Annotated in this window: 16 protein-coding genes; 5 read left to right on the top strand and 11 right to left on the bottom strand. The window is 69.9% G+C overall.

The window, feature by feature from the left end; translation table 11 throughout:
- Window positions 1–118: 118 nt before the first annotated feature.
- On the top strand, window positions 119–439 hold the full coding sequence (locus tag PYR72_RS00640) for a hypothetical protein (protein ID WP_210524133.1): 321 nt from the start codon (window positions 119–121) through the stop codon (window positions 437–439).
- A 203-nt stretch (window positions 440–642) separates the two neighbouring features.
- On the opposite strand, the gene PYR72_RS00635 is transcribed toward PYR72_RS00640, so the two are convergent.
- Window positions 643–1,932 carry a competence protein CoiA family protein gene (locus tag PYR72_RS00635; RefSeq protein WP_275453299.1) on the bottom strand — a complete coding sequence of 430 codons (1,290 nt, stop codon included), beginning with the start codon at window positions 1,930–1,932 and terminating at the stop codon, window positions 643–645.
- A gap of 444 nt (window positions 1,933–2,376) precedes the next feature.
- Here PYR72_RS00635 and PYR72_RS00630 point away from each other — a divergent pair, with 444 nt between their 5' ends.
- Window positions 2,377–4,269 carry an Ig-like domain repeat protein gene (locus PYR72_RS00630; RefSeq protein WP_275460308.1) on the top strand — a complete coding sequence of 631 codons (1,893 nt, stop codon included), beginning with the start codon at window positions 2,377–2,379 and terminating at the stop codon, window positions 4,267–4,269.
- A gap of 123 nt (window positions 4,270–4,392) precedes the next feature.
- Here the strand turns inward: PYR72_RS00630 and PYR72_RS00625 are convergent, their stop codons facing one another.
- Together PYR72_RS00625 and PYR72_RS00620 are read right to left on the bottom strand one after the other, a co-directional pair.
- Window positions 4,393–5,313, bottom strand: coding sequence for a hypothetical protein (locus PYR72_RS00625; RefSeq protein WP_210534192.1), 921 nt, complete (start codon window positions 5,311–5,313; stop codon window positions 4,393–4,395).
- A gap of 317 nt (window positions 5,314–5,630) precedes the next feature.
- Window positions 5,631–7,055 carry an IS110 family transposase gene (locus tag PYR72_RS00620; RefSeq protein WP_275453298.1) on the bottom strand — a complete coding sequence of 475 codons (1,425 nt, stop codon included), beginning with the start codon at window positions 7,053–7,055 and terminating at the stop codon, window positions 5,631–5,633.
- A gap of 330 nt (window positions 7,056–7,385) precedes the next feature.
- Here PYR72_RS00620 and PYR72_RS00615 point away from each other — a divergent pair, with 330 nt between their 5' ends.
- The gene (locus PYR72_RS00615) at window positions 7,386–9,533 is read left to right on the top strand and encodes a HEAT repeat domain-containing protein (protein ID WP_275453297.1); all 2,148 of its coding nucleotides are present in this window, start codon (window positions 7,386–7,388) and stop codon (window positions 9,531–9,533) included.
- Between the two features lie 24 nt (window positions 9,534–9,557).
- Here PYR72_RS00615 and PYR72_RS00610 read toward each other — a convergent pair whose 3' ends face one another.
- The 4 genes from PYR72_RS00610 to PYR72_RS00595 all read right to left on the bottom strand — a co-directional run bounded on the left by PYR72_RS00610 (window position 9,558) and on the right by PYR72_RS00595 (window position 14,106).
- On the bottom strand, window positions 9,558–11,840 hold the full coding sequence (locus PYR72_RS00610; protein WP_275453296.1) for a serine/threonine protein kinase: 2,283 nt from the start codon (window positions 11,838–11,840) through the stop codon (window positions 9,558–9,560).
- Between the two features lie 168 nt (window positions 11,841–12,008).
- Window positions 12,009–12,407 (bottom strand): hypothetical protein, encoded by a 399-nt coding sequence (locus PYR72_RS00605; protein WP_210524126.1) that lies wholly within the window; start codon window positions 12,405–12,407, stop codon window positions 12,009–12,011.
- A complete protein-coding gene (locus PYR72_RS00600; RefSeq protein ID WP_210524125.1) occupies window positions 12,407–12,682 on the bottom strand; it encodes a hypothetical protein in 276 nt (91 codons plus the stop codon). Before PYR72_RS00600 ends, PYR72_RS00605 begins: the two co-directional genes overlap by 1 nt.
- 167 nt (window positions 12,683–12,849) lie before the next feature.
- Window positions 12,850–14,106: a PIN domain-containing protein gene (locus PYR72_RS00595; RefSeq protein ID WP_275453295.1), complete on the bottom strand. Its 1,257-nt coding sequence runs from the start codon at window positions 14,104–14,106 to the stop codon at window positions 12,850–12,852.
- Window positions 14,107–14,760: 654 nt separating this feature from the next.
- On the opposite strand from PYR72_RS00595, the gene PYR72_RS00590 reads away from it, so the two are divergent.
- Window positions 14,761–16,059 (top strand): hypothetical protein, encoded by a 1,299-nt coding sequence (locus PYR72_RS00590; RefSeq protein ID WP_275453294.1) that lies wholly within the window; start codon window positions 14,761–14,763, stop codon window positions 16,057–16,059.
- A gap of 119 nt (window positions 16,060–16,178) precedes the next feature.
- Window positions 16,179–16,484 (top strand): hypothetical protein, encoded by a 306-nt coding sequence (locus tag PYR72_RS00585; protein ID WP_275453293.1) that lies wholly within the window; start codon window positions 16,179–16,181, stop codon window positions 16,482–16,484.
- Between the two features lie 126 nt (window positions 16,485–16,610).
- Here the strand turns inward: PYR72_RS00585 and PYR72_RS00580 are convergent, their stop codons facing one another.
- The 4 genes from PYR72_RS00580 to PYR72_RS00565 form a co-directional block, all read right to left on the bottom strand.
- Window positions 16,611–17,627, bottom strand: coding sequence for a DUF4238 domain-containing protein (locus PYR72_RS00580; protein ID WP_210524121.1), 1,017 nt, complete (start codon window positions 17,625–17,627; stop codon window positions 16,611–16,613).
- 42 nt (window positions 17,628–17,669) lie between these two features.
- Window positions 17,670–19,163 carry a hypothetical protein gene (locus PYR72_RS00575; protein WP_275453292.1) on the bottom strand — a complete coding sequence of 498 codons (1,494 nt, stop codon included), beginning with the start codon at window positions 19,161–19,163 and terminating at the stop codon, window positions 17,670–17,672.
- A 289-nt stretch (window positions 19,164–19,452) separates the two neighbouring features.
- On the bottom strand, window positions 19,453–20,886 hold the full coding sequence (locus PYR72_RS00570; RefSeq protein WP_275453291.1) for a protein kinase: 1,434 nt from the start codon (window positions 20,884–20,886) through the stop codon (window positions 19,453–19,455).
- Window positions 20,887–21,411: 525 nt separating this feature from the next.
- Entirely contained in the window at window positions 21,412–24,909 is a 3,498-nt protein-coding gene (locus PYR72_RS00565; RefSeq protein WP_275453290.1) for a hypothetical protein, read from the bottom strand.
- Window positions 24,910–24,966 lie beyond the last annotated feature (57 nt).

Below are 24,966 nucleotides of genomic sequence, written 5' to 3'. Positions count from 1 at the left end.
ATCGCGGGCAGGAGCGCCGATGCGGCTGGCCAGCAGCTCGCTGGCGCTCCTGCCTCGTTGTCCTTGCCGCGTGAGAGGCTGCCCGGCGGCACCAGGACATGGTTGGGGAGCTGGCGGGATGGGTTTCGAGGGCGAAGTCTGGCGACTGATGCGGCAGGAGGATCTGCTCGGCGAGATCGTGATCGACCAGGCCGACTTCCCATGGCTGAACGGTCGCTTCGTTCCAACGCCGACGTTCGGAGAGGTGAAGCCGTGGTTCGACGAGTCGCTGGCTCTGATGGAGGCGGAGGAGTACGAGCGGTTCGACGACTCCTACGACCGGATCGCGGACACCTTGTCTCTGGCGGCCCCGTCAGGTCCGGTCGCAGAGTTTCTTCTGCACATCAGTGACGGTCGTGCTTGGTTCAGGTGGAGTGACGAACCATTCGATGATGTCTGAGCCCGCCAGGCCTTGGGGAATTGCGTGACCACAGCCCCTGGGGAATTATGCCGTCGTCGACAGCTCGTCCCGCGGACGCTCCATAGCGGGCAGTGGGGACCGCCTCCTGTACGCAGCCGGTACGCGGTATGCACGCTCGGGGGTTTCCGAGCCCGCACCCCCGCTGCCGACTGGTGCTCACCACGCCTGAACCCTGATGCGTTTCACGTCAGCGTCGCGGTCCGGGGGCCGATGCGTTCGTAGGCGCAGTGCTTGGTGACCGGGTTCAGGACGGCGACTTTCAGCGGGCTCTGGGCGGCTTCCTCGATACGCAACAGCCAGGCCCGGTGGGGGACCAGGATGGTCAGGTCCGCAGGCCACCGGGCGAGCGCCGAGGGGTCCGGGCACACCACGCCGGCCGGCTGATACGCGGCCCCTTTGCGCGGCCTGCTGTAGAGGAGCAGCCCATTGCCATGGGCAGGGCTCTGGTTGCCGCACACGACGTCCTTGCCAGCAGCGGAGCGGACCAACTGCATGAACACCGGCCACAGCCCGGCCTTGATGCCCGCGTGCTCGAAGAAGTCCGTCAGCCGCTCCTGCTCCGCCTGCTGCTCCTCGTGCGCCTCTTCCAACATCGCCAGCCGACGGTCCTCGGCAGCCAGTCTGCGCTGCTCGGCGGCCAGTCGGGCCCGCGCGGTGGCAGCGGCCTGCTCCTGTGCGGTCCGTCGGCGTTGCTCGACGGCAGCCGCCTGTAGGACGGCTTCGGCATCGGCCTCCAGCCGGGCCCCGGCGATGGCCAGGCGGACGTACGAGCGGGCGGTCCACCACACCGTGCCGTCCGGGCCGGTATGGGTGTGGACCCGTCCCTGGAGAATCCGCCGGACCGCCTCGTCCAGGGAACAGCTGATGTGAGTCCACGCCGCCTTCGTCTTCACCGTGCGTGGCGCGGCCCAGGTGTAGCGCGCCATGCCATGGCGCACCGTCCATGCGTCCCCGTGGTTCCTGGGGGGCGCTACCCGCAGGGAGGGGACGCCGCGTTCCCACGGCCGCTTCTCCATCGAGATCCAGCACACCGCCACACCGTCCGCCGCGTAGCGGTCCGTCCGCATCCGCGCGTCCTGCGGCGTCATCGGCGACAGCTGTGCCTCCAGCGCCATGAACGGCCGGTCCTCCCGGTCGAAGACCAGCACGTCGGCACGCCAGGTCCGGGCCTCGTTGCCGACCTCCAGCTCAGCTCTGAAGCCCGCTGCCCGGGCGGCGGTGGCCAGTTCCAGCTTCAGCAGGTGATGCTCCGGCGACTCGTTCGCCAGCGCGCAGTCGTCGGGCCGCACCTGGTGGTAGAAGTGCCTGGCACGGTGCGGGGAGAGGCGCGCGAACACCCTTCCCCGGCACTCCGGACACGCCAGCTCCAGCCCCTTCACACGGTGGACGTCCGCCCAGGACCGGCCACAACCCAGATCGTCCAGCGACGCATCCAGCCGGCCCCAGCCCGCGTGCAGGGCGGTGTACCCCATCGGCCCCCCAACGTGCTCCCCGAGAAGGCCAGCATCCCCGTGCCGTAACGGCGATACACCCGGTCTCCAGAGCACGGCAGCTTGGACAGCCCCTTGCCGTTCCGCGTAGCCATCCGCAGGTGCCGCGCCAGCTGCGTATGAGGGACCCATGGCATCTGCCCTCCTGCGGCGGGCCAGGCAGAGGCCGGGGCACCGGGACTGGGTCGGGGTGCCGAAGCCGGACACGGGCGGATAACCCTCTCTCGTTCTGTCGCTGGCATGTCATACGCTGCTTCTGGCAGTCGCGCCCCGCAGGTCACCGTGAACACTGTCGCGGTCACGTCCGGGTGCAGCGCGGCGCCCTCGATTCCCCGGTGCAGCACCGGGTTTCCTTGTGGGGGTTTCAGCACTGTGCGTAGGCGCAGCATCTCGACCGCGACGGCGCTCGCGGTTGTCTTCAGCTCGGTGGCCTTGAGCGCCGTTACGGCAGGGCCCGCCGCGGCCGCCACCATCGGCTCGCCCGCCGGCATCGTCGTGCACAGCGCGCTGAAGCGGGTCTTCATCGGCGACGATGCCACCGATTCCATCATCGCCGCCGACTACAACGGCAACCGCGTCGACTCGGTGCGCGGTATCGACGGAGTCTTCGACCTGGCGCTGTCCGACGACGGTGCCACGCTGTACGCGGCAGCGCGCGGCAGCCACGAGATCGTGGCCCTGGACGCGGCCACCCTGGACGTCAAGGCCCGCTACCCCGTGGCCGCCAGCATCGGCCCGCTGTACCTGGAGTTCACCAGCCAGAAGGTCTGGTTCACCTACGAGGACCCGTCCGACGGCTACGGCAACCTGGGCGCGGTCGACCCGGCGGCGACCCCGGCCGACGGAAGCGAGGTGGTGGCACTCAGACAGCTCCCGCACGCCAGTCCCGCGATCAACGGCGGCGCACGGATCGACAGTGACCCGTCCGCGCCCGGCCTCCTGGCCCTCGGTGCGACCGACTTCGACGACACGGCCAGGGACATGATGGCTATCGTCGATGTCTCCGGCACTACACCGCAGCTGACGGCCTGGCACGACGGCGGCTACCCACTGAACTACGTCAACGACATCGACCTCGTGCCCGGCGCGGCGGAGGTGCTGGTCGACGGCACCGAGCGGCACACCTACGCGGACGGAAAGTTCACCGCCGCCGGCAGCTACGGCCCGGCGGGGCAGCGCGCGGACATCGCCCCCAACGGCCTGGTCGCCCAGGTGAACGGCACGGATGTGGCGGTCTACCGCCCGGGTGCGAAAACACCGGTCCGCACCTACGTCGCCGACACGGACGCCCTCGCCTGGGCCCCGGACTCCTCCCGGATCTTCGCTCTCGTCTCCTCCTCCGGCGGCTACGTCCTCAAAACGCTCACCGACCCGGCCAAGAGCGTTCCAACGCTGACGATCAACGCACCCGCGACCGCCACCCGCGCCAAGAAGCTCACCGTCACCGGCAAGGTGTCCGCCACGCTTCCCCTCCCCGCCGGCACCGAACTGACCGTCACCCGTACCGATATGGAGAACCCCGGCGGCAAGGCACTGCCGGCCGCCGCGGTGAAACCGGACGGCACCTACTCCTTCACCGACACCCCGCCGGCCGGAGGCACAGTCACCTACAAGGTCGCCTACGCCGGCGACACCGACCGTACCCCGGCCGCCGCCACCGACCAGGTCACGGTCTCCCGCGCGGCCACCTCACTGACCCTGAACAAGCACGGCAACCGCTACAACTACGGCACCGACGTCTCCTTCACCGCGCACCTCGGCACCACCTACAAGAACCGCACCGTCGAGATCTGGGCCAACCCCTACGGCGCCGACAAGCCCAACAAGCTCCTCAAGAGCGCGAAGGCCAACTCCAGCGGCAACATCTCCGCAACCGTCGACATGACCCGGAACACCGTCGTCTCCGCGGTCTTCAAGGGCGACGCCCGCTACAAGCCCAAAACGGTCACCTCCACCGCCTATGCCCGGGTAAAGGTCGCCACCGCCGTCTCCAAGCACTACAAGACGGCCAAAATCGGCTCGACGTCGTACTCCTGGTTCCACAAGAACACCGACCCGCTGCTCACGACGACCATGACCTACTCCCCGGGCCGCAAGCAGCGCTTCGACCTGCAGGTCTACTACAACGGCGCCTGGCGCTCCAGCGGCTCGGAGTACTTCGCGCTCGGCACGAACGGAAAATCGGCCGTCGCCCTGGAAGCGCCCGGCCAGTCCGGAATTCGGGCGCGGATGAGGTCCGTCTACATCAAGGGTTCGTCCGGCGACAACGTCAACTCGACCACCTACGGGGCCTGGAAGTACCTGTACTTCTCCAAGTAGCCCGGCGGGTCCGGGCCGGGGAGCGCGCCGACCGGGCCAGCGGGCCGCCAAAACGCATCAAGTTCGATGGCCGCCGCGGGCAGAACCGCCGGCACGTCCGACTGCTCGTTGCCGATCACTCCTTCAGCCGAACACGGCGCTGGTCAGCCGGGCGACGGTCTCCCCGCGGTCGTTGTCGAGGGTGCGGCCCCATTTCAGGTTGGAGTACCACACCGGCCGTCCGGTGGCCGGGTCCCGGAAGTCGATGGTGCATCCGACCGAGGCGTGGCTGTGATCGCCCAGGCAGGTGCACACCTTGTACTCGACCTTCCAGCCCAGTCCGCAGGGCCCGTCGGTCAGCAGCCGGATGAGGTCGGGGCAGGGCGGTCCGTCCGTCGTCTCCAGGCGGACGCCGTTGCCGCTGCTCCAGGTGTCGGTGCTGTTGACCGTGCCGGGTCCGGCGGTCGCACGGATACGGCGCAGCAGCGGCGACAGGAACGCGGAAGCGTCTCGCGGGCAGGCCGCCTGGGCGTCGTAGGCCGCCCGCTCGACGTCCGTCCAGTCGGTGTGCCGCAGCAGGGGACCGTAGGCATCCTCGCGCCGGTGGGCGATCCGCTCCCACCAGTACGGGTTGAACCCGGACAGGGCGATCACCGCCGCCATGCCCGGCCGGTACAGGCAGATACCTTTCGCCGTGCGGGCACTGCGCAGCCCCGGCACACCGGACACCCGGTCACGCGGGGCGCCGCCCACCTCCCCATCAACTCTGGGGTACAGGAAGTCGATCCAGTGACTGATGACGGACGGCTCGTCGACGAGCTGGAGGCTGAGCCGGTCCTCGCGCGGACGGACCCGGACGATTCCCAGCGGATGCTCGCTCAAGCCCCCCATCGCGCACACCCGCTGAAAGACCGCGGCCTCCAGCCGGACCTGCTCGACATGGCGCGCGGCCGGAATAGACAACGGCCGGCCGGACCCAGGCATCAGAGCGCACAGAGCCTGGTGGGATTCACCGGTGCTGCGCCGCCGGTCGGCGGTCAGATGCAGGGCGGCTGGAGGATGCATGAGGCGTCTCTTCCGCGCGTAACCGGCCCCCGGCGGTGCGCGCCGTGTGAAGAAGCAGACGGTCATGCGGATGGATCGGTGAGGCTTCTGGCCGGTCCTCGGCGACGGAAGGCTTGGGGGCTTGGTCCGCCGCGCGGCCGGGCGCTCACGAGCCCGGCCCCATGGAAGCGCCGGGTGCGGCCACGGTCAAGCAGGCGCGCGGGGGAGCTGCTGCCGGCGCCGCGGCTGTCGGTCCACCTCACCGCTCTGCGCAGCTACGACACCCCGGCGTTTCGGGCGTGCTCCAGCCCGCACGGCGAACGGCCCTTGGTGAGTTCCTAACGGACGTCAAGCCTGTCGTGGTGGTCTCGGCTGGTTTGTAGGGTGGTGGCAGACGGGCCGGTTGCCGGAGCGCTTCGCGACTCCTTCTTGCGCCGGCTCGTCGTTGGGTTCTTCAGCTGCTGGGCTCGCCGTCGGATGTGGACCTTCGCGCGGGCGGTCTTGTCGACCTGGTAGCGGGTGGTGCAGATTTGCCGGCCCTCGGTCTCGGTGATCTCGTGTCCGTCGGTGTCGCGGAGTTCGTAGAGGGTGCCGTTGCGCCAGCAGGCGGCCAGGCGGGTGACCAGGACCGCGGCGAGTGTGCAGAGGGCGGAGTTGTGGTGTTTGCCCTTGCCTACGACGAGGTTGTGGTAGCGGGCGGCGAGGGTGGGGTCGACGTGCCGGGCGATGTCCGCGGCCTTGAACAAGGTCTCGCGCAGTCCGGGATCTCCCTGGCGGGTGGGCGGCCCGTTGCGTCCGGTCAGCCCGGACTGGCTGACACGGGGAACCAGGCCGGTGAAGGCGCGGATACCGGCCAGACCGGCGAAGCGGTTCGGGTCGCCGAGTCGTCCCAGGATGCCCGCGGCCGTGATCACGCCGAAGCCGGGCCCGGAGGCGATGACCTGGCCGGGGTCGGCTTCTTCGTAGAGGACGGTGATCCGGTCCTCCAGGGTGGTGATCTGTGCGTTCAGATGGGCGGCCATGCGGGCCTCACCGGCGATGTCCTCGGCGAGTTCGGCGAAGTCCAGGGCGCCGTCGGGCCAGAGGTCAAGGGTTTGCCGGGCGGCGTTGACGATCCGTTCCGCGTGCTCCTCGCGCCACTGGCCCCGGCTGTGCCGGATCAGCAGGGCGGCCAGGCGTTTGCGGCCCAGCCGCCGGATGGCGTGCGGGTCGGCACCGGTCCTCTCCAGCACGGCCAGGGCCGCTTTGGGGTAACTGCCTGTGCCCAGGGCGTCTGCCCAGGCGGGTCCGAGCAGTTCCAGCAGGGCGTCGAGCCGGTAGAAGGTGGCCGTGCGGCGTTCCACCAGCGAGCTGCGGCGGCGGACGGCTCGTCGCAGGGGGTCGGCCGGACCTGCGTCCGACAGCTCCCGCAGTCCTTCGGGGTGCAGCAGGGGCAGCCGGGCAAGGATCCGGGAGTCGAGCCGGTCGTTCTTGGTGTGCTTGGAGTAGTAGTCGCGCAGGTCGGCGGACTGTTCCGGCGGCACCAGGACCACCTTGGCACCGCGGTGGGCGAACCAGGCGGCGAGCGGGACCCAGGCGTTGCGGGTGGGTTCCGTGATGACGACGACGTCGTCGGTGGCGGGCAGGGTGTCCCATAACCGTTCGAGGTCGTCAGCGGTGGTGGTGAACCGCCGTCCGGAGAACTGGATCTCTCCGGTGGCGTCGGCGCAGGTGGCGCGGTGCGGGGCCCGGCAGGCCACATCGATTCCCAGGTGCAGCTTCAACAGATGCCTCCGTCCCGCAGCAGGTGCTGTCCGTGTCCGGAGGGCTTCCGCCACAACCAGGCACGTGGTCCGCAGGGGTGTGCTGACCGGACATTCGGTAGCAGTGGTCCACGCCTGCCGTGGCCACGGGTTCCCAACAGGGACGCACGTGCGTCGGGAGGTTCGACCAGCCGTCGATCAACGTGGAGAAGTCGCCTGCAGGCAGACGCTTCGGTCAGTGATCCAGCCGTGCCGGAAGAACCGGACCCGACGCACCCTACGCAGCCCCCGAAGTTCCCGGGAAGCCACCGTCAACGCTAAATGTCAGTGCCTGCTGGCATGGTTCGGATCATGTTCGAGGGACTTGATGGCATCGACTGGGCGTCGATGGAGCACGCGTACGGCACCGCCGAGGAGATACCGGCCCTGCTGTGGGCACTGCGCTCCCCGCACATCGAGGAGCGCCGCATGGCTCTCGACCGCTTCTACGGCGCGGTCCACCATCAGGGCTACGTGTACCCGTGCACGGCGGCCAGTCTGCCTTTCCTGTTCGAGCTGGCCGCCGACGGCGCCACGCCCGACCGGGCCGCCGTCGTCGCGCTGCTGGTCAGCATCGGCCAAGAATCCCTCGAGAGGGGTTTCGAGGACGACGGCACCGAGATCGAGTACTACCCCCGGTCGGGCTACGTGCGGGCCATCACCTTCCTGCGCGAGCGGGGCGGGGAGCCCGCCGAACTCGCCCGCGACAGCGACCCGGACGTGCGCCTGGCCGCGATCGGCGGGCTCGGGCTCTTCCTCGACGACGCCGACCGGGCCGCCACAGTGCTGCGCGAGCTGCTGGCCGCCGAGCAAGGTATCGCCGCGCGGCTACAGGTCGTTCAGGCGGCGGCCGCCCTGGCCCTGCGCCTTCCGGCGGCCTCGCACCAGGTGATGGACTGGCTTGGCGGGCTCGCCGCCGACCCGGCGCAGGGCCCGGTGACCCGGCTCGCGGCCCTTGTCCAGCGGGCCCGCTGCGCCCCGGATGAGATAGGCGAGGACGTCGTCCCGGCCGCCGTGGTCCTGCTGCGCGAGACCGCCCGCACCCTACCCGTGCGGCCCATCGCACCGGACCCGAGCCACCTGGCAGCCACGGACACGGTCGCACCCCAGGTCGTCGCCGCCTTCGCCGATCTCGACCGGCACACGCGCGTGTACGCACCGACCACGGCCCTGCTGCGTACGCTCCACGAAGCCCTGGGCGCCCGGCTACCCGAGCGCACCGCAGTGCTGGCCGAGCAACTGAGCAGCCCCGACCCCGGCGCGCGCCTCGACGCGGTCCGGATGAGCGGGGAACTGATGCGGACCTGGCGCGGGGACCACACCCGCCTCCTCCTGCTGGTCGCCCACCAGCTCACCACGGCCGACGAGGAGGTCGCCGCCGAGGCCGCGGCAGTCCTGGAAGCCTGCCACCCGATCGCCGCCCCGGCCCAGGAGGCACTTGCCGCGCACATCGACGCCCAACGCGCGGCCCACGGCCCCAACGTATGGGCCGCACCCCAGGCACCGCTGCGCAGAAGCCACCAGGAGGCCGTCCGGGCCCTGGCGCGCCTCGGCGACACGCGCGCGCTGCCGAGTCTTCTGGCCGCGCTGGACAGTGACGTTGACGCCTGGCGCGCGATCCAGGTCGCAGGACATCTGCCGCAGGCCGCGGACCAGCTGGTGCCCCGTCTCTGCAAGCATCTGCGCGGGATTGACCTCTCCCAGCAGTGGACCGAGATGAGTGTCAACGCGATCCTGGCCGCCCTGACGGCGCTGGGCGATCCGGCCGCGGTTCCCCTGGTGGTGGACACCCTTGGCGCCGCGGTGCGCCATGAGCAGCACGGCGTCACGCGATCAGCGCTGAAGGCACTGGGGGCGTTCGGCCCGGCCGCAGCCGGCGCACGGGATGTGATCCGCTCGCTGACCACCGCCACCGACGCGCTCGTACAACCTGCCGCCGTCACCGCACTGTGGGCCGTCGGCGCTGACCTGACCGAGGTCATGCCACTCCTGCTCGGCCTCCTCGACGACCCGATCACCTTCCGCATCAGTGACGCGGCTGATGTGCTCGGCGAGATAGGCCCGCCCGCCTCTGTCGCACTGCCGCGCCTGCGCAACCTCCTGACGCACGACTACGAATGGGTGCGGGTGCATTGCGCGGCCGCACTGTGGGAGATCGGCGGCGAGACCGAGTCAACGGCCGTCCTGGACGCCCTGCTGCAGGCCATGACCAAGAACCCCGCGACGGCCAACCACGTCGTTGCCTGCCTGGACCGCATGGGCCCCCTCGCGGCACCGGCCCTGCCCCTGCTGCGTGAGCAACTGGCCCCACCCCGCCGCGGCGGCAGATTCCAGAGCGTCGAACACGACGAGGAACTGCAGCGGGTCAGCCGCACACTCATCGCCCGGCTCGATCCTTGCGCCTCAGTAGCTCCCACCCGCGCGGAGGGTGAGTCCGAGCCCGGCAGCCTGTCCTGCTGACCTCGAGGTACGCCTCACCGGCCGTCAGGGGGCGGTGCTGGTGCGGACTGCCTGGCGTATGCGGGGGTCGGCGGTGCGGTCGTCGGCGATGTGGCTGAAGTGCTGGGCGGATTCCGGGTGGTCGCGCAGGACAGCGGCGATGACAGCTGCGGCCTCATCGGTCAGGGTTCGCAGCCAGGGGGTGACCTTGTCCTGGGCGTTCCACTGGTCCCAGGTGCCGTCCCAGGTGTACATGGTGTGGGCGGCCTCTTCCAGCAGATCCCAGTCGCGGTGGCCAGCGGCGTAGGCGCAGATGCCCTGCAGCCAGACTACGACCGTGGCGGCCTCGCCGAACTGCACGATGTGCGTATCGTCTCCGCCGACGTGCTCGGCCAGGGCATGCAGGAGACGGTGAGCTTGCGCGGCTTCTCGTCCCAGGGCAGCTCCCGCCTGCTGGGTGTCCAGACGGGTGAGCACGCCGACGTGGAGTTCGTAGTCCTCGGGATGGTCGCCGACCAGCGCCAGCAGGGTGTCCGCGGCGGCCGTGTCGCCGGTGCCGGTGGTCTCGAGCAGGATCTGGGCCCTGGGGAAGGGGTCTTCCGGGACGTCCGCGTGTTCGCGGTCGATCAGTGCGAGCAGGTCGTGGACGCTCTGGGGGCGGCGTTGCGGGTCTTGGTGGGTGGCGGCGCGGACGACGGGGCGCCACGGTCCGGGAGGGGGCAGCAGCGGCAGGTTCGTTTCCGGCATCTTGCCGGTGAGGGCCCAGGCGATGACCCTGCCGATGCTGTAGATGTCGCTGGACTCCGTGGCCTCATGAGGGGCCACGGACAGTTCGGGGGCGGCGAAGCCCTCGGTGCCGATGTGGAGGCCGGTGCGGCCAACCTTGGTGGTCTGGCCGCGCGGACGGCGGACGATGCCCCAGTCGGCGAGCGTCCAGCAGTCGTCGAAGTGGAGGATGTTCGACGGTTTGATGTCGCGGTGCAGCCAGCCGTGCCCATGCGCGGCGGCCAGCACCGATGCCAGAGCGTCGACCAGGGCGCGCAGCTCGGCCGGTTCCCGCAGCAGTTCTCGGCGCTTCACGGCGGTCGCCTGGGCCCAGGGCATCACGAACCAGGTGTGGTCGGCACCGAAGTCGAGAATCGGCATGGCGTGGGGATGACCGTCCAGCAGCTGGCCGATCTCGATCTCCCGACGCATGCGGGCCACTTGGCGTTCGGCCGGGTACTTGCTGTGCAGCTTCTTCAGCGCGACGGTCGTGCCGGTGGCCTTGTGAATCGCCTCGAACACGTCCGCCTGGCCCCCGTCCGGTTCGGGTTCGCGCGGGCAGGCGTAGTCCTTGCGCTCACCACGGGCGGCGCTGCGGACCGCGGCGTAGGCGCCCTGGCCGGGCGGTGCGGACGTCACGGCGGCCGGGGGAGCGGGGCGTGCGGTGGGGCGGCGCGGCGGGATCCGGCGGGCCTCGTACACCGGGTAGCCACTGACGGCGCGCGCCTGGGCGAGCTTGTAGCCGTCGGGGGCCAGATGGTCGTTGACCAGTTCCAGCAGCCGCTGGACCTCGTCGGCGTCGGTCCGCACGGCGGGGTGGATCATCTCCCTCAGGAAGCGGAGCAGGACCTCGTCGGCGCCGTCGGCGAGCTGGAAGCGGTCGTCACCGAAGACCCAGTCGTCTTCCCAGTCCTCGGGGTTGCTGTAGCGGTGCTGGACGATGTCGTCCTCGGCCGTTGCGAACCGCGGGTCATGACTCTTCAGACGGTCCAGGTCGTACAGCCGGCGCAGGAAGGTGACCTCGTCCAGGCTGCCCGACCAGCTCACCCCGGTGCTGCGCAGTGCGTCGAACAGGTGCCGCCGGGTGACGTCGGTGATGGCCGCCGACGGCCCTCCGGGTATGCCGCTGTCCCTGAAGCGGCCCATGACGGCGTCGGCCGACACGGACCGGAGCAGGGACGTGCCCATCACGCTCTCGGCGCGGGCACGGGAGAAGAGTTCGCGATCGAAGGAGACGTCGTTGAGAGCCCGCAGCACGGCGCGCTGCAGGTCAGGACCCAGAGCGTGGAGCCGTTCGTAGTAGGTGTCCTGCAACCCGAGCGAGAAGAAGGCTCCGTCCAGGCTTTCAAAGCTGTCCGGCAGCTGTGTCCTGGCCGGCGCTGTCATGCCGAACCGGCCGATCTTGACCGCGCCGATCTCCCTGACATCACCGCCTGGACCGACACACAGCAGCTGGAACGTCGTCTTGAAGCTGTAGTCGTCCCAGTTGTCCCGGACCAGGAAAGCCTGCCCCGGCACGGGGGAGACGGGCCGCCCGCCTACGGGCAGGACAGTGAACTGCACGGTTCCTCCGGAGAACACCTCGGCCCGCGGCCGGGCACATCAGAACAGACAACGCAACCGCCCTGCTCGAGCGGTGCTCCTCCCGCTGAAGGGTGCCGGGCCTTGCGTGATCAAAGGGCCAGGTCCGCGACGGCGCGGGCGGGCTGGAGAGAGCATCCAAGCGCCGGGCTACTGGCCGGGGTGAACAGCCTGGACGCCGGTGCCCGCGTACGCCTTCGGCGTCACAGTGAGCAGAAACCGGCCGCTCGGATAGGCGGCCGACGGCCGGGCGGCGTGGATGGCGTGGACGGCGGCCCAGGAGTGCCCGAAACGCAACAGCTCGGTGGCAGTGACCGCGGCGTCGGTATCGAACGCCTCGATCCGGATGAACCGCAGCCCCTTGATGTAGCTGAGCAGCCCCGGCCGCTCGGCGTCGCCGGCCGTCAGCGACAGCACCGGCGCATAGAGATCACCGAGCCCGCCGGACGCCTGGACGTAGAACGCGGCGACCGCTTCGTTGAACGGATCCTTCGGGTCATAAAGGGCCGCTGCGGTGGTGTGATCCAGGACAACCGCGATCGACGCCACTACGCGGCCGCCCGCGGACCGTGCGAAGCGGCGCCCAGACGCTCCAGCAGAGCCCGGGCCTTCGCCTCCGCCTCCGGACTCGGCGCGCTGCCGAGGGCGGAGGCCAGCTCGGCGCGAGCCAGCTCGGCACGCTCGGCGTACTCAGCCTGCGTCGGCGTACCCTGCGCCAACTCCTCGACCAGACTGCGGATGGTCGTGCCGTGCTCGGCCGCCAACCTCGCCAACCGGTCTCGCGCGGCCGCGCTCACCTTGATGCTCGTCTCGTCTGCTGCCATGTCCCGACTCTACCGCGTTCCTCTACCGCTGGTAGAGGAACGCGGTAGGCCGCTGGCACCGTCACCGCCGGGATGGGTGTTAAGGCGTGTTGGTGACATCTGGCAGTGCGTTCTGGGTTCCCTGACCCGCTAGCGGCAGCGACGGGCGAGCCGCTGCTGCGGTTGCCTCACTCCTCGGCTTCCGGCTGTTCTCCCTCGGTCACGCCGGGGACGGCGGCGGGGAGTGTGAGCTGGAGCGGTTGATACGGCGGGTATGCCGACAGGTCCAGCTCGTTGTTCTGCAGCAGCAGCAGCAGCGAGAGAGTCCGCACCATGGTCATGATTGTCTCGACCTCTGTCAGCCTGCGGCCCTCCGCCTCGGCGGCCTGGAAGACATGCCGCGCGTAGTCCCAGCCCCTCATCATCGGCGGCCAGTCGACGGCCGAGGCGTTCTCGACGGGCAGCACCATGCCCGTCTTGATGAACTCGGGTGTGTGCTCGTCCTCCAACTGGGTCGGGAACAGGATCCGGATCTCTCGCGTGCACGCGCCCTGGAACAGCGTCTTGCCGATGGCCAGGCCGACGAACTCCCAGCGGGCCGTGGCTACGACCCAGCTGGTGGCGCCGAGCCGGTAGGCCTCGATGTCCCGGATGTCGACGAGTCGCACGCGGACCTGCTCGGGGAACACCCAGCTCTGGGCCGTTTCGACCTCGCCTTCCCGGGTGCGGATGTCGAAGGGCGTGGGGATGCCGATCTTCCATGCTCCGTGGAAGCGGTAAGCGATGTACTCCGTGTGCTGTTCCAGGAGGCCGTGTACTTCCGCTGCGTCGATCTCGACCTTCGGGGCGAGGGTCTTCAGCAGCTCGGCGAGGTTCGTCAGGTGAACGAAGCGGTTGCCGAGGTCCGCGACGTCGTTGTCCATCGGCGCGGGGTAGCGGCCCTCGCCCTTGGTGAAGTCCGTGTGGTTGCTGCTGACGAAGTAGACCGTCTCGTCGGGGTGTTCCCGGGCGTACTCCACGGCCGTGAGCCAGATCGCGACGTCCCGGGCGCCGACCTTCACCTTCTTGTTGCCGTCGCCTTTCGTCGTGGCGGGCGGCAGGACATTGGCCTCCCGGTAGAGGCCTTCGCTGGCCGCGGCGCCGCTCGTCGGGAGCACCTGCAGGAAGTCGTACTTCCGCCGCCACATCTCCCGCACGCCCTCCGCGTCCGGTTCCTCGAGCTTCGGCTCCGTGCGGTGGCTCTTGAGCGCGAGCTGCCGCAGCGCCCGGACCGCGACCCGGTGCGCCTCGAGGTACTCCAGGGCCTTCTGCGCCGCGAGCTCCTCCACCGCCATCGAGGGCGCACCGACCTGCTCGGTCCCCGTTGCCACGATGGCGCGGAGGACGTCCACGTTGCTGCCATCGAGGCGCATGCCCCGTATCACGCACGCGTCCAGAATGATCATGCAGTTGCCCTAGCCCTCGCGATATGTCCAGCAATGACTAGCACTCGAACTCCGCTGCTCGCAGCCGAGTTGGCAGATCGCGACTACTTGCGTGCCGTCGGCACTCCGCACCTTGAGGTGCGACCGGACAGGTGACCTCGGCCGAGCCCGGGCGTGCCGTCCCGGACTCCTGAAGCGCGGTGCTGAGGGCGGATGCAGCGCACTACGGCGTGGCGTTCTCCGGCTCTGCGAACGGCTTGGGGTGCCGGTGATGATGCAGTCCTGATAATGGCGGGGTGTCTGGCCATACGGAGATCACGGAGACCAATGTCCGGCTCCCGCCCTGTGCGTTCGAGGCGCTGGCCACGGTGGCAGCGAGCAAGAGGACCTCACGGGACGAGACGGTCCGCCGACTTCTGGCCGAACACGTCGAGCGGCAGGAGCAGGAGTATCCCGAGGACCGGCTGACGCATGTCTCCACCGTTCTGCGGTATCCGCCGCCGCCGCGCTGGCGGGGCGATCCACGGACTGACAGGCCCCTGCGGCTGCGTGTACCGGCCGGACTGCTGGAGCGGGCCAGGACGGTCTCGCTGCGGCTGCCAGGGCAGTACCAGCGCGCTTTCCGTGACTACCAGGGGCGGATGCTGACCGATGCGGTGATGACCGCCATCGCGGTTGCCGAGCCGTTCACCGACGAGTCCCGGCCTACCACCCCTCCTGCACCACCGCACTGCCCGCAACCTGTGGAAGCTGGCGGCCGCCGCCCTCTGCACACGCCCGGAGATCAAGCTCCTGGACGCCGCCGAAGAGCTGCGCTCTCAGATGGCCTGGGCGTCCCACGCCGCCCTGGACGAGAAGGACCGGCACCTGCTGGATGTCGTGACGGCCCTGGAAGAGGACGTGGCCTGGCACTCCCCGGCCCGCTTCCAGGTTGCGGCCAACATCGCCCGCGACCTGCTGACCGGCCCGCAAGCCGAGGACAACGAGCGGCTGCTCCACGAGGAGGGCGAGGCCTGGAACGACCTGTACCAGGACACTCTCCACGCCGACGAGAGGCATCGTGCACGGATGCTGCGGGGGACCACGAGCTACGACTGGGCCGGGCGCGGTGGGACTGCGGTGTGGCGGGCCGAGCGCCGGATCTGCGTGCAGTACTTCGAAGACTGGCTGGTCGGCGGCGCCAGGGGCGACATGGCCGAGTACGTGATGCAGAGGCCCGGCTGGATGCTGGTACGCCCCTCCGGCTGGAACGCTGTCGCGCCTGTCCCCACGAGCGCGAGCCAGCTGCCACAGCCGTACGCGGCGTGGGCGGCCCAGGGCCGCGTGCTGGTCTTCCCTTACGGCAGCCGGCAGGCCGTCTGGCCGCTCAGGCACCAGCCGCGTGAGCCGGGCTGGGAACCCGTACCCGGCGTCGCGCCCCTGCTCGCCGCCGCCCAGAGACTGAGCCCCGAGCAGGTCACCGGCTTCATCGAGGCCGTGCTCATCGACTGGAACCACAAGTGGGACGAGGAGCCTGATCTCCGTCTTGCGTTGGATCTTCCCGTAGGCAGGGCGTACGACGCCGGCCTCATCACCGCCGAGGAACGCACGCGGGCCATGGCCGAGGCACGCGCGGCGACCCTGAGGGACATGGAGGAGATCATCGCCGCCTTCAAAGACGATGACCGCGATGAGAACCAGCTGCAGGAACTGCAGGAAGCCCGCGGCAGCGTCCGCGAGTTCACGCGCGTGGCCAAGCGGCTCGACAAGAAGGTCGGATCCGCCTTCCGGGTGCGCAAGGCGGTGTGGCAGTGGCCGGGGCTGTCGGTGACCGGGGAGCTCCTCGCCGGTTCCCCTGCAGACCTCGTGCAGTGGCTGGCCGCTGCCGCGCACGAGAGGAGCTTGCTGATCCTGGAGCAGTCCATGCAGCAGGCGTGGGGCTACGCGTTCGACCGGTACGGGCGCAGGGACAACCGCGGCAAGGGCCGGGTGTGACACCCACCGATACCACACGAGGGATCTCGTTCCTTAGAACTGGATGCAGGCCGGGCAAAAGACGCCCGGATTCCTGACATCCCGCGTACCGAACGGGTACGCCCGCCCGAGGGGGAACCATGCCCAACCCGAACCGACCACTGATCTCGTCCGTCGCCGCCGGCGTCGTCGGTGCCGCCCTGGCGCTGATCGGCGGGCCGTGGTGGCTGACCGCCCTGGCCTTCACCTGCTTCGCCCTCGGCCTGGTTGTCCCCGGCATCCAGTCGGTCTTCCCCCAGGAATCCGAGCACAGGCTGGCCTGGTGGCGCGCCCGCTGGAATCACCAGCAGCGCCGCCAGACCACACTCCCCACCGACCGCCCGACCGTCCGCCCCGCTACAGGAGCCACCGGCCCCCGCCCTGAGCCGCGCAGCAACCAGGAATGACGATCCACCGGCCGGGACACGACCGACAGGGGTGGCGCCGTCCTGCCCCCCCGTCGGTCCCTCACCGTAGCGAGAGCTGGAATCTCACGGGACCGGCCAAGGCAGCTCCTGTAAGGCCTGCTGACGTCACGTCCCAGTACCGGGGTCGGCGAACGGAGGCGGATACGCCGAGGCATCGCTGAGCTGCTCCAGGATGGCGCGCAGATCGTCGTGGCGGATCTCAGGGTGAGCCGGGGTTGGGCCGGGTGGGCGCTGCGCGGGAACGGCGGACAGGCTCGGTGTCCGGACTTTCAACGGAGCATCGGCGAGCCGCAGTCGGGCGGGCCGGGGCATGGACGGCAAACGGTAGACGGCATCGTGGCACCAGGCGGCCGCACCGGCGTTGGCCTTGGCCGCGATCTTGCGGGTCAGGCCGTCCCGCGCGCGATAGTGCGCGCGAGTCGTAGAAATCAGCAGACACCTCGGCGACAGCGGGGCGAAGACCTCGATCGTGTCGGACAGAAGCGGGGGAGTGAGGCAGAACGTGCCGTCCCTGCGACGCAAGGCCACTCCGCTGTCAGCGAGAACCAGCAACGGCTCCTCCGATCGCAGCAGCACCAGGCGCCGCCCCGGGCTCGCAAGGAGGTCCCGCGTGCGCTGGAAAGCGCGGATCGAGGCGCGCAGCGCCGCACGCGGATCACTGATGGCACAAGGGTCGGGAGCCGTCCGTACGGCGGTCCAGAACACCTCCATCCGCTCCTCCTCAGACAACGGCCGCCCCAGTCGCTCCTCGCAGTAGCCGACTGCCTCAACCGCCCATGCCGCCGGGAAAACATGCCGGCCGACCTGCGCATCGAAGGACCGGAACACCTGGGTGCGCACCACCTGCCAGGCCAGCGCGTCCAGCATCACCGCCTGCCGCGCCTCCTCCAGCGGCCACCGCCCCTCGCGGGCGGCACGCAGAACCGGCGCGGACGGACCGTCGACGTGGCGGTCCAAGTAGGTCTCCAGCGCCACCCGCCGCGCACCCTCGGCTAGCGGATCGGTGTTGAAGTGCCGAGCCACGGCAGCGCGCCGCACGGGGGTGCGATGCTCCGCGCCGCCGCGCCACCGTCCGAGGACGTGTCCGTCCTCGGCGAAGGCCCGCAGCCAGTACTGCGGCACCAGGTGGTGCTCCTTGGCCGTGTTCCCACCCACCCGCGGCCCCTACACCCCCGCCGTACCGGCGGGCTCGGACGGCACCTGCCCGGCTGCGGCATGGCGCCAGGGGTAGCTGTCCCATCCGGCGTCCAGCACCGTGTTGCGGGCGTGGGTGTGCCCCAACAGGGCCTCGCGCAGGGCATAGGTGGAGCGCTCGGAGTCGTCGGCCCGCTCCCGCAGGAGCCTGCCGACGGGAGCGTCGTCGATGGTGACCATGTTCTCCAGCTCGCTGATGCTGCACACAGTGACCGGCACGGTGGTGGCCGGCAACTGCGGCCGCTGCAGCGGCGCGTTGACGATGTGGAACGGTTCCATCGTGACGATCAGCCCGTGCACGGGCCGGTCTGTGGGCACGCCGGCGAACTCCTTTTGCCCACTCGCGATCAGCGCGGCGGTGTTGTCGATCTGCCCGTAAGCGCGGCCGAGCATCCGGTTCACCTCTTTGACCCGCTGGTTGGTGGCCAGCCGCAGGTGCCGGGTGGGCCGCACCGACTTCACCTCCACCAGCAGCACCAGCTCGTCGGTGACGACGATCCAGTCGACACTGCGCGCCCGGTTGCGTCCGTAGACGATCTCGGGCCGGACCACCGCGTCGGGCAGCAACTGCAGCTGGCGGCCGACGTAGGCCTCGAACAGGACCCCGAGGTCCTGGGCGAAGGCGTCACCGTAGCGGGCGACGCCGGTGTAGTAGATGCCCAGCGGGCTGGCCTTGGCCGGGATCAAGTGGCTGACGGGGGCGAGGAGACCTGGACCGTAGCCCCTCACGAAGGGCGTGCCGCGCAGCGGATTGTACTCGAAGCGGCGCAGGAGCGGATCAGTGGTCATGCAGGCCCGTGTGTTGGCCTTCCGGAACGCGGCCGCGTCGGTCACGAAGTGCTGCTCGGTCACCGAGGTGATCGTGGCGGCCGGGATCTCCGCACAGATCCGGTGCGCACCTGCTTCCCGCAGCGAGTCCGGGTCGAACCGGCCGGCACGGCTGATCGCCGACGCCCACAGCAGCTGCGCGATCCCCACGTACTGAGACAGGCTCGCACCCAGCAACTCCTCCTCCCACCCCGGACGCAGGCACCGTGCCTCACGCGTTGCCGCCGTCTGCGTGAGCATGGCCGCGGCCCGCGCCAGCTCCTGGAAGACCGGCTCCTGGAACGTCATCTGCTCCCCGGAGGTGCGCAGCAAGAACCGGCCCAGAGCGTCGTCATCGCTGTCATGGTCGTAGAGGTAGTGGTCCTCCAGCTGCGAGTACATGTCCAAGATCTTCAGCAGATCCGCATCGTCGGCGTCCTTGCGGTACTCGTTTCCGCACGCCAGCGAGACCCGGGCGGCATCAGCCAGCGCCCACGGCGTGTACTTGCGGTACGGGCTCTCAAGCCACGACGACTCCAGCGAATACGCCGCCGAGGCGCGCGCGATCAGCGGCAGCAGGGCACTTGGCCGGTGCCTGCGTACCCGCGCCACATAGTCCCGGTCCCTGGTCGCCCCACTGCCTCGTGCCCGCATCATGGGCTCAAGGATCGCGCCCCCGACCGTACGCTGTCCTGCCCATTACCTGGTCGGCGGCAGGGGCGGCGAGTACAGGAACGGCACCTCGATGTGCCGGTCCGCCCTCCGAGCGCATGGTGCGGCCCCACAGCACCTCCAGCTCCAAGGTGGCTACGGCCCAGGAGCCCGGGACGTAGCCGTGCGCCCTCAGTAGCGAGTGGGGCCGCGGCCCTCACCATGGCAGATCCGCAGTGTCTCAGACAGGTTCCGAGCAGCCTTGCCGACCGCTGTTCCTCGACGGTCTTCGGGGTCAGACCCCGGTGACGGTCCGCTCGGAATCCTCCGCGACGGAAGCGGCCGGGGCCGGGTGGGACAGCCAGGTGACGACCGCGTCTGTCAGCTGCTGGATCTGCGCGGCAGTCCGTGGCATCCGCGGACGATGCCACGGGGCAGGTCCCCACTGCTGTTCCAGGGCCCACGGCGGTCCGCTGCGCTGTGCTTCGGCCAGGAAACAGACACGGTCGCTGTCGAAGAGGGCGTCTAGGACGATACGTCTTCCGTCGTGGAGGTGGGTGGACACCCAGATGAAGCCTCCGTCGGGGATGAAACCTTCCTCGCAGTTGTCGATCCAGTGGTACTCGCCGAGGGTGCGGTCCCCGTTGCCGTGGTCGATGCCCTCGGTCCAGGCGCTCGGGTCACCCGTGAGGGCTTCGGCGATGCGGCGGATACAGGGCAGCACCATGGCCCGGGTCGCCTCCACATCGCGGCGGTGGCGGTCGCGCAGATCAGGTCCCCAGCCGCCCGGGGAGCGGCTGCCGAAGGGTGTGAAGCCGGCTGTTCTGGCGGTGTGGCGGTCGAGCCAGGCCATCAGTTCGGCATGAAAGTCGGCCATGGTCAGCCGGTCGTGCACCCGGTGCTGGGTCGCGGCCTCCAGGACATGCCCCAGGGAGAGCATGGCGTTCCCGCCGCCGAGGGAGGACAGACTGAACTCCTCCGCGTCCACCCGGTGTGTCCCGTCGGGCGGGTACTCGCCGCGACGGGGGTGGGCCAGGACGAAAAGGGTCTTGGCGAGGGAGTAGACATCGGCCCGCTCGCCGCGGTCCTTGCCGTCGGTGCTGCGCATCTCGGGGGCCATGAAGTTGGCGGGACCGACCTTGTCCCCGACGCGGGTCAGGCCTGCGGGCTGGTGGGCGAAGGCCGCGATCCCGAAGTCGGCCAGAACCGGTGCCCCGTCGTACCAGAAGAGGTTGGCGGGCTTGATGTCCCGGTGATAGATACCCTGCTCAGCGAGCACGGCGAGAGTGCGGGCCAGAGCCGCGGTGTGCGTGACCACATCGAGGACGGTCGAGGAGTCATCGAAGACGTTGGCCAGCAGCCGCGCCCGGGGCATCGCGTACCAGCGGGGCGCGGAGCCGTGGGCGTCGTCGATGTCCCAGACCGGCAGGATGCCCGGGCTCCCGTTCACCTGCCGCATAAAGAGCGCTTCGTCGTAGAAGCGCTGACGCCGGACCTGCCGCCCCTTGTCCACGTAGCGCTCACCCGGCACGGGCGGGTCCGACATGTGCTTGAGGACACCCTTACGCCCGCTGCTCACCTCGGTGGCTCTGCGCACGAACTTCTTCCGTGGGTCGGAGCCGAGTTGGCCGTCGTCGCGCCACCGCACAGTGCCGTAGTCGCGGCTGTCATCGTTCTGCTGGGGCTTGCGCGGGCGCTGCGGAGGGCGCGGGACCGGTCTACCAGGCATGCCCGAACGGTAGCGTTCCTGCGCCCTGCTCCGGGACCAAACGGCATGGCCCGCCTGAGGGTTGGAATCCGCCCTACGGCCCACGGGTGGCCATGTGCCTGGAGTGTTCGGCGGGGACGCGGTGGTCGAAGGAGTTGCCCAGCATCCGGGCACCGTAAGCGGCTGCCACAGGGCTTTCCAGGCTGGCGACGGTGGCTCCGTACCTGCGCTGTCCGTCTCCCGGCGGGCGGGTGGCCTGGACCGAAACCGCCCACCGCGGCGGATGCAGCCATTCGTTGTCGGGGTGGAGCCGGCCAAGGCCGGGCAGGTGCTTGCCGCTCGGGCCAAGCGGTGGTGGCGCCAGCCTTCGCGGTCTCTTCCAGCAGCGGCCGCCGCAGGCCGGTCGCGAGCTCATACAGCCGAGCGGTTGCCCGCGAGCTGGCTGCGCCTGGCGAGGAGGGGTTCGAGCCGCCGCCGCTGCGGGCCGCGCCGTGGGCGGCACGGGTGGGGCGACCGTTTTCTGCTGCTGTGAGGGCTGCATGGGCTTCAAGGCACCTCGGCCAACTCCCACGCACGGGCGACACCACCGTCCGGAGCCCACCCGAACCGGCGCAGTCGCCCCGCTACGTGCACCTGCCCCGCCTCTTCGAGTGCCGAGGCCGCCTCCTCTATGGACAGGCGGCCCTTTCTGACGGCGTTCTCGCAGTCCTCCAGCACAGTGGTCGGATCCGAAGCCACCTGGCGCACGTACTCCTCGGCCTCCGGTTTGCCGTCCGTCGCCATGTCGGCCTCCTCCTCCAGGCCCGCCACCACCGCCCGTTGCCGCCACACCTGTGCCTCGTCGGTGCGGCCGGCGTCAGTGAGGGCCCAAGAGGCGAAGACCAAGGCCAAGTCGTAGCCGGCGACGGCTGCACGTTCGTACCAGATCAATGCCTCGTCGACCCGGCCGGCGCGTGCGAGATGGTCGGCGGCGTCGGTAAGTGCCTCTTGATCTCCCTTTCGTGCTGCGTCGTCGAGGCATCTGAGTGCTTCATCAAGCTGCCCGCCCGCGACGAGGAGACGCGCCGCTTGCCGCAGTGCGTGCATACTGCCCGCCGCGCCAGCCTCCCGATAGCAGCGCAGAGCCGCGTCAGGCCGCTGGGCCCGTTCGTTCAGGAGCGCCTCGTGAAGAAGCACCTCGGCATCTCGCTCACCGGGGACGCGCGAGAGCCACTCCAGAGCCACGTCTACCCCGCCCCTTCTAGCGACCAGGTCTGCCACGTACTGCACCGTGATGCGGTGCTCGACCTCCTGGGCTCGCAGCCAGGCCGCACGAGCCATGTCCCAGCGCCCGGCCAGAGCCAGTGGTACGGCCTGAAGGGCGCGTACGGACCCGGCCCCGACCTGGGCTACTCGCTCGTACCAGGCCAGCGCGTCATCGAACCGACCGGTGTGCACCATCCACTCGGCCGCGACCCCTGCTGCCGCGAGATAACCCGCGCCGACCGCGCGTTCCCAGTAATTGATGGCTTCCGCTATCCGCCCGGCCCTCGCGAGCCAGCCAGCTGCGTAGTGCAAAACAGCGGCATCCCCGGCCGCGGCCGCGCGCTCGTACCAGGTGAGTGCCGTGTCCAGGTGCCCCGCTTCTGCAAGCCGGGCCGCCGCATGTCCGAGTGCGCGTGAGTCGCCAGCGGCGCTAGCCCGCTCGTACCAGATGAGTGCAGTTTCCATCTCGCCGGCGTCGGCGGCCCGAGCGGCGGCGGCCCCCAGGGCTCGCGGGTGGCCGGCCTCGGCGGCGCGACCGTACCAGTCCATGGCCCGCTCCAGGTCACCGTTCTCGGCGAGCCGGGTGGCGGCCACGAAGAGCGCCTCTGCACGCCCGGCTGCGGACACTCCATCCAACCAGTCGAGCGCCTCGTGAGGCGGGTTCGAAGTCGCGAGGAGATCCCACACCTCGTTGCACGCCGTCGAGTCTCCGTGGGCTGCCGCACGCGCGTAATAGGTCAACGCCTGCTCACGCCGCCCCGCCACAGCAAGTCGCCGCGCCGCCCGGCCCAGCGCTGTTGGTGAAAAGACGGCGGCCCGCTCGAACCACTCCAACGCCTCCTCCCACCTTTCTGCCCTCGCTAGGTGGTGCGCCATGGTCTCCAGCTCGCCGGCGCGCTGCTCGATCGCTAGCTCCAGAATGCGGCGCTCGACCACACTGTGGCTGGCTGCCGGCAGTCCGGCCGACTGCGTGGTCCAGGTCTCGGCGGCAGCGTCGGCGGCCTCGTGCCACACGAGCTGGGACTCCAGATCGTTCCTGTTGCGGAAGCCCCGGACGATCAAGCTCCAAGCGGCGGTGGTTATGGATTCTTTGGCGGCCATCTCGCGCTTGCACCAGATCAGCGCCTCCTCGAACCGGCCGTCCCGGGCCAGGTCTACCGCAATGCGGCTCGCTGCCCGCGGGTGCCCCTGATGTGCGGCCTGTTCGAACCAGGGCCGAGCCTCTTCTGTCCGGCCGGTGGAGGACAGCACCGATCCCACGCGGAAGGGGTCGTTGGCCCGGAGCCACAGTCGGCAGGCTTGCTCGAGCAGGCCCATACGTTCGGCCTGCTCGGCAAGGGCGCGCGCGGCGTCCCCGGTGCAGTGACGGATCGCTGCCGCCCAGAAGGAACCGGGAACGCGGGTGTCGCGCCGCGTCTCCCGGCCATGCTGTTCGAGGATGTCCGCCAGCTCGTAGACGCGGTCGGCAGCAGCTGAGCCGGTTGAGGGCTCCTGCTTGGAGCCCCTAGGAGGCCTTTGGAGGTGCAGCGGCCCGCGGGTTCCCTTGACCGGCCGGGTCAGCAAGGACAGCGCCTGCTCGCACCAGTTGTCCGGCAGCAGGTCCCACTCGGAGTCGGAGAAGTAGGCCTCGGCCGCGGCCGCGAGGAAGGGCAGGGGCAGGCCCTTCGGGTGGCCGAGCCAGCGGGCGTCCATGGCAGCGGACAGCAACGCCCTCGGACCGGGCTGCACCAGCTCACACAGCTGGAGCAGTTCGGGGGCCGCAGCAAGGTACTGAGTGATCATCCCGTCCCGCGCCCGGTTGGCCGCCTGGGCGAGACGTGGGTCAGGAGAGGTCCGTAAGGCGTCGACAAGGTCCGGGTCGAACTGGCTGGGCACGCTCAGGGCCCGCCCTGCGAACAGGACTCGTACCTGATGGTGCGGGTCCGGCGGGTAGGCCACGTCGTCGAAGTAGCCGGGCCCGGGCCATATCGTGCCGAGGATCAAGACGGGCGCGAGCCTGTCGTCGGCGAGCAGAACCCGCAGACCCGCGACGACCGATTCACCGTGCTCCGGATGCAGCAGGTACTCGTGTGCCTCATTCAGCCACACCACGGTCCGCGGCCGGACCTGGGCGAGTTCCGCGAGAGCCCCGCGGGGGCGGTCGGGGTGGAGGGGATGCCACAACCGCCACTTCTTCGACTTCAGGCGCTGGATTGCCTCCCAGCAGGCGCGTGTCTTGCCCGTGGACGACGTTCCGACCAGGAGCGCCAGACCACTGTGACCCTCGATAGCTGCGTCGACGAGCTCTTCTAGCCGGTCATCGTGGCCGCGGCGCACGTACTTGGGCAGCCCGTTCGGCACCTGCGTGCCGCCGAGCTCGGCGGCACTGAGGTCAATGGCCCGGTGCACCTCTAGGTCGTAGGGGTCCACGTCTTCGATCGGCATCCCGAGCGGCTCTGCGAGCTGCGCCTGACTCCACAGCCGGGCAGCCTCCTTGCTCGCATGATCGGCGTCACCTGCCGCCGACTTTGTCAGAACACGGACCAAGGCGAGTATGTCCGCCTGCTTCTTCGGGACCTCACGGCTGCTGAGGATCCGGATGATGGTGTCTCTGGACGGGCATGCCGGTAGGTCGCCGTCTATGAGCATCCGCTCCATCTCGCTCGCGGTGGGTGCACCGGCGGCAAGGTACGCCTGGTGCAGGAGACCCTTCAGCTCGTTCAGGGGACCAGGCGGCAGCCTGGGACGCGTAATGGGGCGGGACGAGCCTGCCGACAGCCCGCCGGACTTCTGCCGCGCCCTCGCATCATCGCCTTTCATCGCACCATCATCGCCACTCGACGCTCTGCCCACGGCCGGAACTGCGAGTTCTCGGTG

The sequence above is a fragment of the Streptomyces sp. VNUA24 genome (genome assembly GCF_029167005.1).
Lineage (GTDB): Bacteria > Actinomycetota > Actinomycetes > Streptomycetales > Streptomycetaceae > Streptomyces > Streptomyces scabiei.
This window is presented reverse-complemented; position numbering and strand designations above follow the sequence as displayed.